Raw genomic sequence first — 16,456 nt, 5'->3', positions numbered from 1 at the left:
AGCGCCTCCAGGCGGTCCCAGGGCGGCCAGGGACAGGCGCCGGCTCCTGGCACCCTGGCCCACGGCGGCGGCCTGTACGGCGGCGCCAGGCCGGCATGGAGCAGGCCGGGACCACGTCGGCGGCGAGTCCTTATCATGGGCGGCCATAGGCCGGCCATGCTCCGCCCGCCCCTGCGGCCACCCTGCCGCTACCTCTCCCTGCATGGCCGGGGCAGATAACGGCCCCGGGACTCCCTGGCCGCTTGTCGGCCATGCCGCATGTGGCAGAAGAAGACCATGAAGGCCACCGCCAAGAAGGCCATCCGGGCCATGGAGGACGCCGCCGAGAACATGACCCAGCATATGGGCATGTAACTCTCTCCCCCCACCGTTCCATACGGTGGGGGGAGCGTCTTTTTCCCGCCCCTGCGGCCACGCCACGAGCCGGCACCACCCGATTGGGCGGGGCGCCGGCCCCGGACCGGAGCGGAGGCGAGTTCGGGCCGTCCGGGCCGGCTGAGGCCCGAGCGGCCCGCTGTCTGAGCCGCAGCCCGGGCCGGGACCGGCCCCCGCCGCCGCAGCAGCACCGCCCACCGAAAGCAGGACGCACCGAAGGCAGAGGAGGGCCACGAGAGGGAGGCCGGCGGCGGCGGCAGCCCAAGGGGCCGACCCCCGCAAGGCCCCGCAGCCTGGCCCGGCACCTGAAGGACGAGGCCAGGCCCAGGACGCCCACCACGAAGCCACGAGAGCCGGGCCAGGGCCGCCAGGGCCGGGAACGCCGGCGCCCCGGCAAGCAACCAGGCCGGCGAGGGCGGGCACCGCTAAAACCCAGTCGTGACGCCCACCGGCTGCCGGCAAGCAGCACACAGCCCGTCACGGCCCCACGGCGCCACTATCTGGACCACGCCGGTGCCTGGCCTCCACCTCCGAGCATGCCCGCTCCAGGGCTGAGCATACGAACCGGTACACCGACTCCCCCTCCAGCTTTGCGCATGCCCGGCACCGGTCCGCCTGGTGCTTGGGCAGCCGTGCTCCCACCAGCCGGCGGCGCCTCCGGTCCGTCTGAGCATCGCTCTTGTGTCTGGCCTCCGCCCTGGCCCTGGCAGCGGCCATCTCCACCAGTTGCTCAATGATGCTCACGCCCTTCCCTTCAGGAATGGCCCTGGCCGTAAGCATAGCCGCCTCCAGCGCCTCCCGCTCGGCGGCGCTCATGGCCGCTATCCCGGCCTTGAAACGGTCCAATCTGGCTTCTTCCCTGGTCACTCCGCCCCTCCTTCCGTCGGTACGTCAGTTTCTTGGAATATGAAAAACTGGCGGTTTTCCACAATATCCTGCACACCCTTCGCTTGTCGAACGCATGTTCTAGTGCCCGCCCTGGAGGGGAGGGGCTTATGGCCCCTCCTTCCCCCAGGGGTTCCAATCCGGAGCGTAGTAGTCCGCCAGGTACTCGGTGATTGCCTGCTCCATGTCGGCCTGGGTCATCTCCACGCCCCGGAGGTCGATGCCGTGGGCCAGGGCGTGGCAGTCTGCGCACAGACAGATGAGGTTTTGCATGCTGTCTGTGCCGCCCTGGGACCGCTTGACGCAATGGTGGACCTGGAGATACTTGGTGGAGTCGCACAGGGCGCAGGCGTAGCCGTCCCGGGCATAGACCGCCCGGCGGGTTTTCTTGCTGATGTTGGCCGAAATCATACGGGATGCCTCCTTTCGATATACCTCACCGTGGGCACGGCTGTCAAGGCCGGGCCTCTGGCCCGCTCGCCTTGGCCTTGACTGCCGTGCTATGCTCCCACCCATCGAAAGGAGGCGGCCCGGATGCAGGCCAACAGCAGCCCCGCCGGCGGACTGCCCGGGAGGGCGGCTCCAGCGCCTCCAGGCGGTCCCAGGGCGGCCAGGGACAGGCGCCGGCTCCTGGCACCCTGGCCCACGGCGGCGGCCTGTACGGCGGCGCCAGGCCGGCATGGAGCAGGCCGGGACCACGTCGGCGGCGAGTCCTTATCATGGGCGGCCATAGGCCGGCCATGCTCCGCCCGCCCCTGTGGCCACCCTGCCGCTACCTCTCCCTGCATGGCCGGGGCAGATAACGGCCCCGGGACTCCCTGGCCGCTTGTCGGCCATGCCGCATGTGGCAGAAGAAGACCATGAAGGCCACCGCCAAGAAGGCCATCCGGGCCATGGAGGACGCCGCCGAGAACATGACCCAGCATATGGGCATGTAAAAAATGGACCCCTCCGGCACGTGCCGGAGGGGTCCATTTCTTATCAAGTGTGTTTGGGCAGCGGGATCTCAGGCATGAGCTCGTCGGAAATGATGTCCAGCATCTCCTCAATCTTGGCCACATCCTCCGCCGGGAAGCGGGCCTTGATCCGGTCCATCACCGTGCTCAGGTAGCCGTAGCTGATGTTGTAGTAGTCGATATACTTCTGGGTCACCACCAGGTGGTATTCCCGCTTGTCCGTCTCGGACTGCTCCTTGCGGACATAGCCCTTCTGGATCAGATTGTTGATCTTGTAGGCGGCATTAGGGGCGGAGATGCCCACAAAACTGGAAAACTCATTGACGGTGGGCTTTCCCAGGGCCATGATGATCTCCATGCAGAAGGTCTCCACGGTGGTAAGGCTGGCCTCCCGCTTCTGGAACCGCCCGAACACCGAGCGGTAGAAATGGAGCTTGAATTTGGTATACACTTCGTTGAACGCCTGTTCCAGCATACTGTTCCCCTCCAAAACGACGGTGTCCGCACGTACAGCCTCTGCTTACGCCGGCCTTTTCTCTATTATCGTACCTGAAATCTGCCGTTTTGGCAATGGGTCAGTCGCCTACGGCGAAGGTGAGCTCACCCTGGGCGGCCACCTTTCCGTCCACCTTGGCCACTGCCTTGCCGAAGCCCACAGGCCCACGGCGCTCGATGAGCTCACAGGAGAGCTCCAGCACATCGCCGGGGCGGACCTGCTTTTTGAATCTGACGTTTTTGATGCCGCCGAAGAAGGCCAGCTTCCCCTTGTTCTCCGGCAAAGAGAGGATGGCCACGGCGCCCACCTGGGCCAGAGCCTCAATGATGAGCACGCCGGGCATCACCTTGTACTGGGGGAAGTGGCCGGTGAAGAAGGGCTCGTTGACAGTAACGGCCTTGATACCCTTGGCCCACTCGCCGGGGACATAGTCGGTGATCTTATCCACCAGCAGGAAGGGTGGGCGGTGGGGGATGATCTCCTGGATCTGCTCAATGTTCAGCTCCATCGGTTCAGCCCTCCCACTTCTTCAGCAGGATGCTGGCGTTGTGGCCGCCAAAGCCCAGGGAGTTGGACATGGCGTATTTGATATCGGCGCTGCGGCCCACATTGGGCACCACATCCAGGTCGCACTCTGGGTCGGGCTCCTGGTAGCCGATGGTGGCGGGCAGGAAGCCGTCCATCAGGGACTGGGCGGTAAACACAGCCTCCACGGCGCCGGCGGCGCCCAGCATGTGGCCGGTCATGGACTTGGTGGAGCTCACTGCCAGGTGGTAGGCATGGTCGCCGAAGGCCGTCTTGATGGCCTGGGTCTCACAGGAGTCGTTCATGGGGGTGGAGGTGCCGTGGGCGTTGATGTAACCCACCTCCTCCGGCGCCACACCGGCGTCTTCCAGGGCCAGAGACATGGCCTTGGCGCCGCCCTCTCCGCCGGGGGCAGGGGCGGTGATGTGGTAGGCGTCGCAGGTGGCGCCGTAGCCGACCACCTCGCCCAGGATCTTGGCGCCCCGGGCCTGGGCGTGTGCCAGCTCCTCCAGGACCAGCACGCCGGCGCCCTCGCCCATGACGAAGCCGCTGCGGCGGGCGTCAAAGGGGATGGAGGCGGCGGCGGGATCGTCTCCGGTGTGGAGGGCGTGCATGGAGGTGAAGCCGCCCATAGCCAGCTCGGTGACCACGGCCTCAGCACCGCCGCACAGGACCACATCGGCGTAGCCGTCCCGGACCTGCCGCAGAGCGTCGCCCACGGCGTTGGTGCCGCCGGCGCAGGCGGTGGTGGGGCAGGTGGCCATGCCCTTCAGGCCGTACTTGATGGCGATGTGGGCAGAGGCCATGTTGCCGATGGCCATGGGGATAAAGAAGGGAGAGATCTTGTCAAATCCCTTCTGAGACCCCTTCACACACTCGTTCTGGAGGGTGATGAGGCCGCCGATGCCGGCAGACATGATGATGGCGCAGCGGTAGGGGTCCTCCTTGGCGAAGTCCAGGCCGCTCTGCTCCACCGCCTCCTGGGCGGCGGCCAGGGCGAACTGGGCAAAGCGGTCCACCTTCCGGGCCTCACGCTTCTCCATGTAGTTGGCCGGGTCGAAGCCCTTGACCTCGCCGGCCAGCTTGGCCTTCATGTTGGAGGCGTCATAGAGGGTGATGGGGCCGATGCCGCACTTGCCGGCCTTCACGGCCTCCCAGCTCTCGGCGGCGGTCAGGCCCACAGGAGTAACGGCTCCCAGGCCGGTGATGACTACCCGTCTTTTTTCCATCTCTGTCTCCTCCTTTAGACCGCCATGCCGCCGTCCACGCACAGGACCTGGCCCGTGACGTAGGCGGAGTCGTCCCCGGCGAAGAAGGCCACGGCCTTGGCCACATCCTCGGCCTGGCCCAGCCGTCCCATGGGAATGGTGGTCAGCATGGCCTCCCGGGCCTTCTCAGGCAGGGCGGCCGTCATATCGGTGTCGATGAAGCCGGGGGCCACCGCGTTGACGGTGACATTCCGGGCGGCCAACTCCTTGGCCATGGACTTGGTGAGGCCGATGAGGCCGGCCTTGCTGGCGGCGTAGTTGGCCTGGCCGGCGTTGCCCCGGAGGCCCACGATGCTGGAGAGGTTGACGATCCGGCCGTACTTCTGCTTCATCATGGGCCGGTAGACCGCCTTCATGCAGTGGAAGGCACCCTTCAGGTTGGTGTCCAGCACGGCGTCCCAGTCGGCCTCCTTCATCATGGGCATGAGGCCGTCCCGGGTGACGCCGGCGTTGTTGACCAGGATGTCCAGCCGGCCGAAGCGGGAGAGGACCTCCTTCACCATGGCCTCGGTAGCGGCGGCGTCGGCCACGTCGGCCTGGATGGCGAAGGCCTCCGCCCCCAGGGCGGCACAGGCTTTCACTGTCTCCTCGGCGGCGGCGGCGTTGCCGGCGTAGTTCACGGCAACCCGGGCGCCCTGACGGGCCAGCTCCAGGCAGACCGCCCGGCCGATGCCTCGGCTGCCGCCGGTGACCAGGGCGCATTTACCCTGTAAGCTCATCTTTTACGCTCCTTTCAGGGCGGCCACCGCCGCCTCCAGGTCCTCCGCCGTCTCCACGGCGTAGGTGGTGATGCTCTTGTCCGTCTTCTTGACAAAGCCGCTCAGGGCCTTGCCCGGGCCGATCTCCAGGATGGTATCCACCCCGTGGGCGGCCATGTTGCGGATGGTGTCCTCCATATGGACGCTGCTCTGGACCTGCTTGACCAGCAGACCGGGGATGGTGTCTCCCTGGCCCATCACGTCGCCCCTGCAGTTGAAGAGGACAGGGAAATTCATGGTGTTGAAGCTCTCGCTCCGGAACCGCTCCTCCAGGGCATCCCCGGCTGGGGCCATCAGAGAGGTGTGGAAGGGTCCGCTCACCTTCAGGGGCATGACCCGCTTGGCACCGGCCTCCTTGGCCAGACGGCCGGCCTCCTCCACGGCGGCGGCGTCGCCGCCGATGACGATCTGTTCGGGGCAGTTGAGATTGGCGATCTCGGCCACCCCCAGGTGGGAGGCGGCGTCACAGCACTTCTGGAGCTCCTCACGGCCCAGCATGAGAACGGCGGCCATGGCACTGGGCCGGTCCTTCACGGCGCCTGCCATAGCCTTGCCCCGGAAAGCCACCAGCTCGATGGCCTGCTCCGGGGTGAGGACCCCGGCGGCACACAGGGCGGAGTACTCGCCCAGGCTCAGGCCGGCGGCCATGGCGGGACGGACGCCCTTTTCATAGAGGACGGCGGTGACGCCTGCGGCGAAGGCCACCATGCAGGGCTGGGTGTACTGGGTCTGGCTCAGGGTCTCCTCGGGACCCTCAAAGCACAGCTTTTTGAGGTCAAAGTCCACCTTGGCGGCGTCCAGCACCGCCCGGAAGGCGGGGTAGGTCTCATAGAGGTCCCTGCCCATGCCCACGTGCTGGGTGCCCTGACCGGCGTAAAGGAAGGCCAGTTTCATCAAAAGCCCTCCTTCTCGATGCGGTCCAGCACGGACTTGCAGCCGCCGCACAGGTCCTCCAGGATGGCCCGGACGGGGCGGATCTCATGGAGCATACCGGCCACCTGACCGGCCATGAGGCTGCCGTTCTTGGTGTCGCCGTCGAAGACGGCCCGGCGGAGGGAGCCCAGGGTGAACTGCTCCAGCTCCATCTTGTCGGCTCCCTCCTTCTCCTTGGCAATGTAGGCCTTGGCCATGGGGTTTTTCAGGATACGGACGGGGGTGCCGCCGATGCGGCCGGTGACCACAGTACCGCTGTCCTTGGCCTTAATGACGGCCTCCTTGTAGTTTTCGTGGATGGGGCACTCCTGGCTGACCAGCAGGCAGGTGCCCACCTGGGCGCCGCAGGCACCCAGGGCAAAGGCGGCCACCAGCTGGCGGCTGTCAGCGATGCCACCGGCGGCCACCACGGGCAGGTCCACCGCGTCGCAGACCTGGGGGACCAGGGCCATGGTGGTGAGCTCACCCACATGGCCGCCGGACTCGGTACCCTCGGCGATGACGCCGTCGGCGCCGGCCCGGGCCACCAGCTTGGCCAGGGCCACCACGGAGACCACGGGGAAGACCTTAGCTCCGGCCTCCTTCCACATGGGGATGAAGGAGGCGGGGTTGCCGGCGCCGGTGGTGATGAAGGGGACCTTCTCCTCGGCGGCGATCTGGGCCATCTCCTTGGCCTGGGGATGCATGAGCATGATGTTCACACCGAAGGGCTTGTCGGTGAGGGTGCGGCACTTGCGGATGTTCTCCCGGAAAGTGTCGGCATTCATGCCGCCCGCGCCGATGAGGCCCATGGCTCCGGCGTTGGAGACGGCGGCGGCAAACTCACCGGTGGCGATGTTGGCCATGCCGCCCTGAATGATGGGGAACTCCGTCCCCAGGATCTCGTTCAGTTTCATGATGATATCCATCCTTATTCTCTTGGTGGCGGCGTTTCCATCGCCGTATGGTGCCGGACGGCTCTTACCACTCCAGCAGAGCGCCACCCCAGGTGAGGCCGGCGCCGAAGCCCACGCACAGAATCTTCTGGCCCTGCTTTAACAGGCCCTGCTCCGCCATCTCGTCCAGGGCGATGGGGATGCTGGCCGCCGAGGTGTTTCCGTAGTGCATCATGTTCTGGTAGAACTTCTCATTGGGCACCTTCAGCTTCTTGGCCACGTGGTCGATGATGCGCTTGTTGGCCTGGTGGGGGACGAACCAGTCGATGTCCTCCAGGGACAAGCCGGTCTCCTCCAGCAGGACGTGGATACAGTGGGGCACTGCCTCCACGGCAAAGCGGAATACCTTCTGACCGTCCATGTGGATGTAGGGCCGCTCGGAGCCGGGTCCTTCGATGAAGATGGCCTCAGCGTCTCCCCGGGCGCCCAGGGTGCAGGCATAGAGGCTGTCCTCCTCCAGCTTCACCACCGCCGCGCCGGCGCCATCCCCGAAGAGGACGCAGGTCCCGCGGTCGGTGAAATCGGTGATGCGGCTGAGGGACTCCGCCCCGATAACTAGGGCGTGGGGCCGTCCGCTCTGGAGCAGGAAGCCCCTGGCCACCTGGAGTGCGTAAATAAAGCCGGTGCAGCCCACGTTCATGTCAAAACAGGGGATGTCCTCGGGGAGGCCCAACCGCTGCTGCAGCAGGCAGGCGCTGGTGGGGGCGGAGTGGTCGGGGGTGACGGTGGCCACGATGCAGGCACACAGGTCTTTGGGGTCTATCTTCCCATGCTCCAGCGCCCTCCGGGCCGCCTGCTCGGCCAGGTCGGACTGCTTCTCACCCTCGCAGAAGTGCCGGGTACGGATACCGGTACGAGTGGCGATCCACTCGTCGCTGGTCTCCACCAGCTTGCTCATATCGTCATTGGTGACCACCTTGGCGGGCAGGGCCCGGCCGGTGGACACGATTTTCAATCCCTTCATAGCCCCTCCTTCCGGGATCGGGGCGTGCCCATCCCTCGGAATTTTTCATAGCGCCGCTGGGCGAAGTCCCCCTCCCGGACCACCCGGTCCAGGGCGTGGGGCAGGGCCCGGTCCACCGCCACAAAGACGGCCTGGGGATTCTCATGGGCCCCTCCCTGCGGCTCCGGGATGACCTCGTCGGCGACGCCCAGCTCCACCAGGTCCCGGGCGGTGAGCTTCATGATCCCGGCCGCCTCACCAGAGCGGCTGGAGTCCTTCCACAGGATGGAGGCGAAGCCCTCCGGAGAGAGGACGGGGTAGACGGCGTTTTCCAACATGAGCACCCGGTTGGCCACAGCCAGAGCCAGGGCCCCGCCGCTGCCGCCCTCACCGGTGACGATGGTGACCACCGGCACGTCCAGGGAGCTCATGAGGGCCAGGGTGGAGGCGATGGCCTCCCCCTGTCCCCGGGCCTCGGCCTCCAGGCCGGGGTAGGCGCCGGGGGTATCCACAAAGGTGATGACCGGCCGGCGGAACTTCTGGGCCTGGCGCATGAGGCGCTGGGCCTTCCGGTAGCCCTCGGGGCCGGGCATACCAAAGTTGCAGGTCATATTCTCCTGAAGGGTCTTGCCCTTCCGGTGTCCGATGACGGTGACCGGGTGGCCCTTATAGAGGGCCACGCCACCCAGGATGGCGGGGTCCTCCCGGCACTGCCGGTCCCCCTTGAACTCAAAAAAGTCGGTAAACAGCGCGGAGATGTAGTCCGCCGTGCCGGGCCGTCCGGCGTGGCGGGCCAGGGCCACACGCTCAGCCGCGGTGATCTCAGCCATGGTCCTCACCCCGTTTCTCATGGAGTCTCAGCAGAAGGGAAAGGGTCTCCTTCATCTGGCTCCGGGGGACGATCTGGTCCACGAAGCCATGCTCCTCCAGGTACTCGGAGCGCTGGAAGCCCTCGGGCAGCTTCTGCCCAATGGTCTGCTCGATGACCCGGGGCCCGGCGAAGCCGATGAGCGCGCCGGGCTCGGCCAGGGTCACATCCCCAAGGGAGGCGAAGGAGGCGGTAACGCCGCCGGTGGTGGGGTGGGTGAGCACGGAGATATAAAGGCCGCCGTGCTCGCTGAACCGCTCCAGGGCAGCGCTGGTCTTGGCCATCTGCATGAGGGACAAAATTCCCTCCTGCATCCGGGCGCCGCCGCTGGCGGAAAAGATGATGAGGGGCAGGTTTGCCCGGTCGGCATACTCCACAGCCCGGGTGATCTTCTCCCCCACCGCCGCGCCCATGCTGCCCATGAGGAAACGGCTGTCCAGCACGGCAAAGACGGCCAGACGGCCGTCGATCTTACCCCGGGCGGTGACCACGCCCTCGGTGAGGCCGGTGTTCTTCCGGGCCGTCTGGAGCTTGTCATCATAGCCGGGGAATTTCAACGCGTTGGGCGCGGTGAGTTTCTCGTCCAGCTCCCGGAAGCTCTTGGAGTCCAGGAGCATGCTCAGCCGCAGATAGGCTCCCACCGGGTGGTGGTAGCCGCACTTGGGGCATACGTACAGAGTGCGGGCCAGTTCGGTCTTGGGCACCATTGCCCCGCAGTCGGGACACTTTCCAAAGACCGCCTTGGTGATGTGCTTGCGGGGGATGTCCGTCTCTTTACCCTCGCGTCGGGTTTTGAGCTGGATCATCCGCTCCCGCCGCTGGCGAAAGGAATCTCTCATTGATTGCCCTCACAGTCCCACTTGAGCAGCTCATCCATGTGCTGCTCCAAGAAGCCGGTATCATATCTGCCCTTCACGAAGTCGGGCTGGTACAGGATCAGGTGGCACAGATCCGCCGTGGTGGGGAAGCCCTCGATGATGAGCTCCTCCAGAGCCCGGCGCATCTTGCGGATGGCCTCCAGGCGGGTGGGGGCGTACACCACCACCTTGGCCGCCAGGGAGTCATACCAGGGGGAGAGCTCACTGCCGTTGAAGAGGGCGGTGTCCACCCGGACGCCGGGTCCGCCGGGCAGGTGCAGGAACTCCACCTTGCCGGGAGAGGGGTGGAAGCCCTGGGTGGGGTCCTCGGCGTTGATGCGGCACTCCATGGCCCAGCCGGTCTGCCGGACGTCCTCCTGCCGGACCGACAGCGAGAGCCCCGCCGCGATGCGGATCTGCTCCCGGATGAGGTCCAGCCCGGTGACGAACTCGGTGACCGGATGCTCCACCTGAATCCTGGTGTTCATCTCAATAAAATAGAAATTTCCGTCGTGGTCCAGCACAAACTCCACGGTGCCGGCGCTCTGATAGCCGGCGGCCTGGGCCGCCCGCACCGCCGCGTCGCCCATGGCCTCACGCAGCTCGGCGCTCAGGGCCTTGGAGGGGGATTCCTCCATCAGCTTCTGGTTGCGGCGCTGAATGGAGCAGTCACGCTCCCCCAGATGGACCACGTTGCCCTGGCCGTCGGTCAGGATCTGGAACTCGATGTGGCGGGGGCTGAGGATCAGCTTTTCCACATAGAGCTCCCCGTCCCCGAAGCAGGCCACAGCCTCCGCCTGGGCGGAGGCGTAGAGGGCCGGCAGGTCCTCAGCGGCGTCCACCCGGCGCATGCCGCGGCCGCCGCCGCCGGCGCTGGCCTTGATGAGGACGGGATAGCCGATGGCCTCGGCGATCTCCAGGGCCTCCTCGGCGCTGGCGACGGGGCCGTCGGAGCCGGGCACCACAGGCACGCCGTTTGCGCGCATCAGGTCCCGGGCGGCGGATTTGTTGCCCATCTTCCGGATCACGTCTCCGGAGGGGCCGATGAACTTCAATCCGCACTGCTGACACAGGTCGGCGAACTCCGCGTTTTCGGAGAGGAAGCCGTACCCGGGGTGGATGGCGTCACAGCCGGTCTCCAGAGCGGCTGTGAGGATGGCGGACATGTTGAGGTAGCTCTCCCCCGCTTTGGCGGGGCCGATGCACACCGCCCGGGTAGCCAGCTTCACATGGAGGGCGTCGGCGTCGGCGGTGGAGTACACCGCCACCGTCTCGATCTCCATTTCACGGCAGGAGCGGATGATGCGCACGGCGATCTCGCCCCGGTTGGCGATCAGGATGCGATGGAACATAGCTTACAACTCCCTGATTTGGAAGAGCGGGGCGTCAAAGCCCACCAGGTCGCCGTCCTTGGCCAGGATCTCCAGGATCACACAGTCACAGGGGGCGGGGACCTCGCTCATCATCTTCATGGCCTCCAGTACACAGAGGGTCTGGCCCTTCTTCACCGTATCTCCTACAGAGACAAAGGGGGCCTCGCCGGGGGCGGAGGCGGCATAGAAGGTGCCCACCAGGGGCGCCTTCACAGTGGTGCCCTCAGCCTGGGCCTTGGGTGCCTCGGCGGTGGGGAAAGGCGCGGCAACAGCCGCAGGGGCAGCGACCACGGGAACCGCCGCGGGAGCCACAGCCGCGGGGGCGGCGTTTTTGTTTAGCTCCAGGCGCAGATCGCCCAGCCGCAGCTTCATAGAGGCGGCAGAGGAGGCGTCAAAGTGGTCCAGCAGGGCCAGGATATCAGAAAGCTCCATGGCTTACTCCTGATGAGCTTCCAGATAGCGGACGATGTCGCCCACCGTCTTCATGTTCTGAAGCTCCTCGTCATCGATGGCGAAGCCCAGGGCCTCCTCCAGAGCCATGTTCAGCTCCACGGCGTCCAGAGAGTCAGCCTCCAGATCCTCCACCAGACGGGCGTCCATGGTGACGGCCTCCAAATCGCAGCTCAGGGTATCCACAATAACATCTCTCACCTGTTCAAACATCGTCGCGTTCTCCTTTCGCCCGCAAGGGGCGGGCTCTCAATTCTATTATTTTAATTAAATTTTTTTAACTAAAATAATTTAAGCGTAATTCTACCAGATTCCCGGAAAATGTCAATCGTGAACTTGCACAATTTTCTTTGATAATCAAATCTTTAATCTCAAAACAACTTTCTCCAAAAAAATCTGAAAAAGCCCTTGACATTCCCGGAAGTCGATGGTAGAATAACATCCGTTCTGTACGGGACATCACGATTCCGGTCAGAACTCATATGGGGGTATAGCTCAGCTGGGAGAGCGCTTGAATGGCATTCAAGAGGTCAGCGGTTCGATCCCGCTTATCTCCACCACTTACAGTTTCATATCGTCACTCTCTTTCATTTGGGGGTATAGCTCAGCTGGGAGCGCGGTACAAGCGTGTAACAGCACCCCTCAACAAAACTAAATAAACGTTCTTTCCCACATCTGGGGGTATAGCTCAGCTGGGAGAGCGCTTGAATGGCATTCAAGAGGTCAGCGGTTCGATCCCGCTTATCTCCACCATCTCAAGGGAAAGAACTTTTCCTCGCTTCCGAAAGGAAGCGAGGTTTTGTTTTCATGCGGCGATTTCTACGATGTCCAGTCCCAGGCTGAATTGCGTAAAATCAATGTTGAAATCAATGTGCAGCTTATAGCCCCGATAGACCTCCACCCGGCGGATCAGGCAGTTGACGATCATTTTCTTTGCCTCCAGGCTGGCCGTGTCGTACATTTCCGCCCATGAGATTATATCGTCATATTGGGCGTTCAGCGAAGCAAGCACCGTTTTCCCTTCGTCATAGGCCGCCTGTGCCTTTTCCATGTTCTCTTGAAGCTCCTGGCATTTGGCCTCGGCCTCGGCAATCAGAGAGCTTAACAGCTCCTTGGAAAAGGTGCTCTCCCCACGGATGGTCTTGATAACCTCGCCTTTCAGCGTTTCAAGGTCAGCAGCGGCCTTGGAGTATTCCGCCCGGACGCTATGGAGCAGGCTTTTCCGTTCCTCCATTTTTTCCCGGTAGCGGATATTGACTATATCGCTTTGGGGGATTGCCTTCATGCGCTCAAAGATCTGGCGCACCAGCTTATCAATGATGCCGTCAAGGATATGGGCCGTGTAGCCCGTCTGACCGTCACAGTCGGTCTGCTTGCGGGTTTTCCCGTAGCAGACATACCGCACACGCTTCACCACCCGATTGGGATCTTCCTTGCAGGGATAAGCCTTGCCGTTGGTGGTGAGGGACAGCCTTGCCCCACAATGACCGCAATACACATTCCCTGCCAAAAGGGAGTTGCCCCGGGTGTTCAGCGGGATATGGCGTTCCTGTTCGGCGCTGTTGGCCCGGGAAGTACGGATATGCTGGGCTGCTTCAAACAGCTCCGGCGAAATGATTTGCAGATGGGGCAGCTCTTGGGAGCGGCTTTCCCCACACCGCAGGACGCCCGTATAGGTGAGATTACAGACAATGCCACGGATACTGGCGTGGTGCCACATCTTACCCGTTCTTGCCCGGTAGGATGCGCTGGGTATTCTTAGATAACTTGTCTTGCTTCAAGGCAAGTTTTTCTTTTGCCTATCTTCTGTTGGAGATAGGCTTTGCTTTTATGCGGCAAAGGTCACGATGTCCAAACCGCCGTTGAACTGGTCAAAGTCAATATTGAAGTCAACGTGCAGTTTATAGTCCCGGTAGACCTCCACCCGTTTGATCAGGCAGTTGACGATCATTTTCTTTGCCTCCAGGCTGGCGCTGTCGTACATATCCGCCCAAGAGATGATGTCATCGTATTGGGCCTCCAGAGAGCGCAGGACGGTTTGCCCTTCCTCATAGGCGGCCTGGGCCGCTTCAAACTGCTTTTGGAGCTCGGTACACTTGGCCTCGGCTTCGGACACCATAGAGCCCAGCAGGTCTTTGGAAAATGCGCTTTCCCCGCGCAGGGCCTTGATGACCTCTGCTTTCAGCATATCTAATTCAGCGGCAGCTTTGGCGTGTTCTGCCCGGACACCTTGAAGTAGCCGTTTCCGCTCCTCCATTTTTTCACGGCAACGAGTGTTGACAATCTCACTTTTAGGGATTGCTTTCATGCGCTCAAAAATCCGGCGTACCAGCTTATCAATGATCCCATCCAGAATATGGGCCGTGTAGCCCGTCTGCCCGTCACAGTCTGTCTGTTTGCGGGTTTTACCATAGCAGATATACCGCACCCGCTTGATGACCCGGTGGGGATCGTCTTTACAGGGGTACGCCTTTCCGCTCGTGGTAAGGGTAAGCCGCGCTCCACAATGGCCGCAAAAGACATTTCCCGATAAGAGGGACTGCCCGCCAATGTTGCGGGGAACGGTGCGTTCCTTTTCGGCGGCGTTGGCCCGGTTGGTGCGGATGCGCTGGGCAGCCTCAAAAAGCTCCGGGTCAATAATCTGCAAATGCGGGAGCACCGGGGAACGGCTCTCACCGCTGCGGAGTATGCCCGTATAGGTCAGGTTGCAGATGATACCCCGGATGGTGGCGTGATGCCACATCTTGCCGCTGCGAGCCCGGTAGCCCTGGTTGTTTAAGTAGGTGGCAATCCGCTGGGCTCCGTAGCCCTCGTGTACATACTTAGAGGGATGGCCCGGCCATGCGGAGCTCCCTGGTCATAAAGGGAATGAAAATCGCCGTGGAGCTGGTGGTCATGCCCCGCTGGATTTCCACCTCGTTATAGACCAGGGCCAGAGAGGACACAAACGCCTGCTCCTGCTGCCAGTCCAGCCGCTTCAAGGCACAGTTATATTTCTGCGCGATACCGCCCACCGTAAACACATCGTTTTCCAACCGCTGCCGGGTGGGGGCGATATTGATGACCGTGAACGTGAGCAGGAACATCCGCTCATTGCGGGACTGGAGATCGGCAAGGAGCTCCGCCGCGTCCTTGCTGAACGTGATCAGGTCAGGGGGCAGAATGTCGGGATCGTACCCGGCCCGCACCGCCTTGCGCTGTTCCTCCACTTTCATTTTGCCAATGTCGGAGAGCTTTCCCTTGATGGTCTTAATGGCTTTGAGCTAATCCACTGTCTGAATGTGCATGGTAACGGTCATTTCCGCATCCAGCTCCAGAATTTCCGCCAGGAGCTTGTCAGAGAGCTCGGACGCTAAAATCTGCAAGTAGGACGCAGCGCCCCAAAGCTCACGGGCCGGGTGCTAGCCCAGGCGTGTCTGGCGGTGGGCCGGAAGATCAAGAAAACGTACCGGGCCCGCCAGACACCCCACGGAAAACAGACGGTGCGCCAGCTTATGGGCCACGGGGCCGCCACGAACAGCATCGAGGTGGAGTCCCCAAAGGACTTTGACCGGGTGGCCCGGCGCTGGAATGTGGACTATGCCTTTTATAGGACCGGGCCGGACAAATACCTGTTGTTTTTTAAGAGCGGGCAGGCCGACGCCATCACCGCTTGCTTTTCGGAATATTCCCGGCGCGTGTTGAAGCGTTCCAAGTCCCACCGTGTTCCCATCCGGGAACAGCTCAAACGGGCTGCCGCTGAACTGGCCCGCCAGCCGTCCCACAAGAAAGAACGTGCAAGGGAGGCGGTGCATGAGGACAGATAACCATTCGCAACATTGTTGTCCGGGGCTGCTGATAGTATAATATAGTTGTAAGGTTGGTAGCTCCATTCCAACAAGGAAAGGAGCCCAATATGGAATTTATCAGAGAAGATTGCATTTATGCAAGACAGTCAGTAGACCGCAAGGACAGTATCAGCATTGAAAGTCAGATTGACTTCTGCAAGTACGAATTGAAAGGTGGGAGCTGCCGGGTATTTAAGGACAAAGGCTATTCCGGCAAGAATACCGACAGACCGGAGTTTCAAAAGTTGCTGGGCGAGATCCGCAAGGGAAAGGTTCGGCGGGTCATCGTGTACAAGCTGGACCGGATAAGCCGCTCTATTCTGGACTTCGCAAATATGATGGAGCTGTTTCAAGAGTACGATGTAGAGTTTGTATCATCCACGGAAAAGTTTGATACCTCGACCCCGATGGGACGGGCCATGCTGAACATCTGCATTGTATTCGCCCAGCTTGAACGTGAGACAATCCAGAAGCGCGTCACGGACGCCTACTATTCCCGATGCCTGAAAGGCTTCCACATGAGCGGGCAGGCTCCATACGGCTATCAGTTGGAGCCCACCGTGGTAGAGGGTATCCGTACAAAAAAGATGGTTGCCGACCCCGTAGCTGCCGACCATGTACGGCTGATGTTTGAGATGTACGCCGAACCGGAAACCTCTTTCGGAGACATTACCCGCTACTTTGAGGAACAGGGTATCAAGATTTACGAAAAGTCAATGGTTCGGAGTTTCCTTTCCCAGCTTTTACGGAACCCTGTTTACGCACAGGCCGACTTGGAACTGTACGAGTTTTTCAAGAGCCAGGGCGCGGCGATTGTCAATAACGCTTCCGATTTTGCCGGAACAAACGGCTGCTATCTCTATCAGGGGCGGGATGTTAAGGAGGACAAGGACAGGTGCCTAAAAGACCAGATACTTGTTATCGCTCCCCATGAAGCATTGATCCCCTCGGACACATGGCTGAAATGCCGGAAAAAGCTCATGGCAAATACCACCTTCCAGCAGGGG

Annotated in this window: 19 protein-coding genes, 2 tRNA genes and 1 pseudogene; 5 read left to right on the top strand and 17 right to left on the bottom strand. The window is 62.5% G+C overall.

Features of this window, described 5'->3' with window-relative positions; genetic code table 11:
• The coding region (locus E0E29_RS18425) for a hypothetical protein (RefSeq protein ID WP_207303579.1) at nucleotides 1-219 on the top strand (219 nt) is incomplete at its 5' end.
• 633 nt (nucleotides 220-852) lie between these two features.
• Here the strand turns inward: E0E29_RS18425 and E0E29_RS06415 are convergent.
• The 14 genes from E0E29_RS06415 to acpP all read right to left on the bottom strand — a co-directional run bounded on the left by E0E29_RS06415 (nucleotide 853) and on the right by acpP (nucleotide 11,835).
• Nucleotides 853-1,242, bottom strand: a complete 390-nt coding sequence (locus tag E0E29_RS06415) for a hypothetical protein (RefSeq protein ID WP_130849178.1) — start codon at nucleotides 1,240-1,242, stop codon at nucleotides 853-855.
• A 126-nt stretch (nucleotides 1,243-1,368) separates the two neighbouring features.
• Nucleotides 1,369-1,671 (bottom strand): HNH endonuclease, encoded by a 303-nt coding sequence (locus tag E0E29_RS18420; RefSeq protein WP_207303578.1) that lies wholly within the window; start codon nucleotides 1,669-1,671, stop codon nucleotides 1,369-1,371.
• Between the two features lie 570 nt (nucleotides 1,672-2,241).
• Complete coding sequence (locus E0E29_RS06405; RefSeq protein WP_130849176.1) at nucleotides 2,242-2,691, bottom strand: MarR family winged helix-turn-helix transcriptional regulator; 450 nt, start codon at nucleotides 2,689-2,691, stop codon at nucleotides 2,242-2,244.
• 100 nt (nucleotides 2,692-2,791) lie between these two features.
• Nucleotides 2,792-3,220 carry a 3-hydroxyacyl-ACP dehydratase FabZ gene (gene fabZ / locus E0E29_RS06400; protein WP_130849175.1) on the bottom strand — a complete coding sequence of 143 codons (429 nt, stop codon included), beginning with the start codon at nucleotides 3,218-3,220 and terminating at the stop codon, nucleotides 2,792-2,794.
• A gap of 4 nt (nucleotides 3,221-3,224) precedes the next feature.
• Entirely contained in the window at nucleotides 3,225-4,466 is a 1,242-nt protein-coding gene (gene fabF / locus E0E29_RS06395) for a beta-ketoacyl-ACP synthase II (protein WP_130849174.1), read from the bottom strand.
• A gap of 14 nt (nucleotides 4,467-4,480) precedes the next feature.
• Nucleotides 4,481-5,224, bottom strand: a complete 744-nt coding sequence (fabG, locus tag E0E29_RS06390) for a 3-oxoacyl-[acyl-carrier-protein] reductase (protein WP_130849173.1) — start codon at nucleotides 5,222-5,224, stop codon at nucleotides 4,481-4,483.
• Nucleotides 5,225-5,227: 3 nt separating this feature from the next.
• A complete protein-coding gene (gene fabD / locus E0E29_RS06385) occupies nucleotides 5,228-6,157 on the bottom strand; it encodes an ACP S-malonyltransferase (RefSeq protein WP_130849172.1) in 930 nt (309 codons plus the stop codon).
• Nucleotides 6,157-7,092, bottom strand: a complete 936-nt coding sequence (locus E0E29_RS06380) for a nitronate monooxygenase (protein WP_130849171.1) — start codon at nucleotides 7,090-7,092, stop codon at nucleotides 6,157-6,159. The genes fabD and E0E29_RS06380 overlap by 1 nt, the downstream gene beginning before the upstream one ends.
• Nucleotides 7,093-7,156: 64 nt before the next feature.
• Nucleotides 7,157-8,095 (bottom strand): beta-ketoacyl-ACP synthase III, encoded by a 939-nt coding sequence (locus E0E29_RS06375; protein ID WP_130849170.1) that lies wholly within the window; start codon nucleotides 8,093-8,095, stop codon nucleotides 7,157-7,159.
• Nucleotides 8,092-8,925, bottom strand: a complete 834-nt coding sequence (locus tag E0E29_RS06370) for an acetyl-CoA carboxylase carboxyltransferase subunit alpha (protein ID WP_423202435.1) — start codon at nucleotides 8,923-8,925, stop codon at nucleotides 8,092-8,094. Before E0E29_RS06370 ends, E0E29_RS06375 begins: the two co-directional genes overlap by 4 nt.
• A complete protein-coding gene (gene accD / locus E0E29_RS06365) occupies nucleotides 8,897-9,781 on the bottom strand; it encodes an acetyl-CoA carboxylase, carboxyltransferase subunit beta (protein WP_130849168.1) in 885 nt (294 codons plus the stop codon). Before accD ends, E0E29_RS06370 begins: the two co-directional genes overlap by 29 nt.
• On the bottom strand, nucleotides 9,778-11,151 hold the full coding sequence (accC, locus tag E0E29_RS06360; protein ID WP_130849167.1) for an acetyl-CoA carboxylase biotin carboxylase subunit: 1,374 nt from the start codon (nucleotides 11,149-11,151) through the stop codon (nucleotides 9,778-9,780). The genes accD and accC overlap by 4 nt, the downstream gene beginning before the upstream one ends.
• A 3-nt stretch (nucleotides 11,152-11,154) precedes the next feature.
• Nucleotides 11,155-11,604 carry an acetyl-CoA carboxylase biotin carboxyl carrier protein gene (gene accB / locus E0E29_RS06355; RefSeq protein ID WP_130849166.1) on the bottom strand — a complete coding sequence of 150 codons (450 nt, stop codon included), beginning with the start codon at nucleotides 11,602-11,604 and terminating at the stop codon, nucleotides 11,155-11,157.
• 3 nt (nucleotides 11,605-11,607) lie between these two features.
• Nucleotides 11,608-11,835: an acyl carrier protein gene (gene acpP, locus E0E29_RS06350; protein ID WP_130849165.1), complete on the bottom strand. Its 228-nt coding sequence runs from the start codon at nucleotides 11,833-11,835 to the stop codon at nucleotides 11,608-11,610.
• A 271-nt stretch (nucleotides 11,836-12,106) separates the two neighbouring features.
• On the opposite strand from acpP, the gene E0E29_RS06345 reads away from it, so the two are divergent.
• Nucleotides 12,107-12,182 (top strand) — tRNA-Ala (locus E0E29_RS06345).
• Nucleotides 12,183-12,299: 117 nt separating this feature from the next.
• Nucleotides 12,300-12,375 (top strand) — tRNA-Ala (locus tag E0E29_RS06340).
• A gap of 52 nt (nucleotides 12,376-12,427) precedes the next feature.
• On the opposite strand, the gene E0E29_RS06335 is transcribed toward E0E29_RS06340, so the two are convergent.
• The 3 genes and pseudogenes from E0E29_RS06335 to E0E29_RS06325 form a co-directional block, all read right to left on the bottom strand.
• Nucleotides 12,428-13,378, bottom strand: a complete 951-nt coding sequence (locus E0E29_RS06335) for a recombinase zinc beta ribbon domain-containing protein (RefSeq protein WP_278045160.1) — start codon at nucleotides 13,376-13,378, stop codon at nucleotides 12,428-12,430.
• A 72-nt stretch (nucleotides 13,379-13,450) separates the two neighbouring features.
• A complete protein-coding gene (locus E0E29_RS06330) occupies nucleotides 13,451-14,413 on the bottom strand; it encodes a recombinase family protein (RefSeq protein WP_242622542.1) in 963 nt (320 codons plus the stop codon).
• A 34-nt stretch (nucleotides 14,414-14,447) separates the two neighbouring features.
• Nucleotides 14,448-15,005, bottom strand: a pseudogene (locus E0E29_RS06325) (VirB4-like conjugal transfer ATPase, CD1110 family); the annotation flags it as partial.
• On the opposite strand from E0E29_RS06325, the gene E0E29_RS06320 reads away from it, so the two are divergent.
• A complete protein-coding gene (locus E0E29_RS06320; RefSeq protein WP_130849164.1) occupies nucleotides 14,982-15,428 on the top strand; it encodes a DUF3801 domain-containing protein in 447 nt (148 codons plus the stop codon). The pseudogene E0E29_RS06325 and the gene E0E29_RS06320 sit on opposite strands and share 24 nt — an antisense overlap.
• A gap of 89 nt (nucleotides 15,429-15,517) precedes the next feature.
• The coding region (locus tag E0E29_RS06315) for a recombinase family protein (RefSeq protein ID WP_130850800.1) at nucleotides 15,518-16,456 on the top strand (939 nt) is incomplete at its 3' end.

Source organism: Intestinimonas timonensis (genome assembly GCF_900626145.1).
Taxonomy (GTDB): Bacteria; Bacillota; Clostridia; order Oscillospirales; family Oscillospiraceae; genus Intestinimonas; species Intestinimonas aquisgranensis.
The sequence above is the reverse complement of the archived record's forward strand: the minus strand, read 5'-3'. Positions and strand labels throughout refer to the sequence as shown.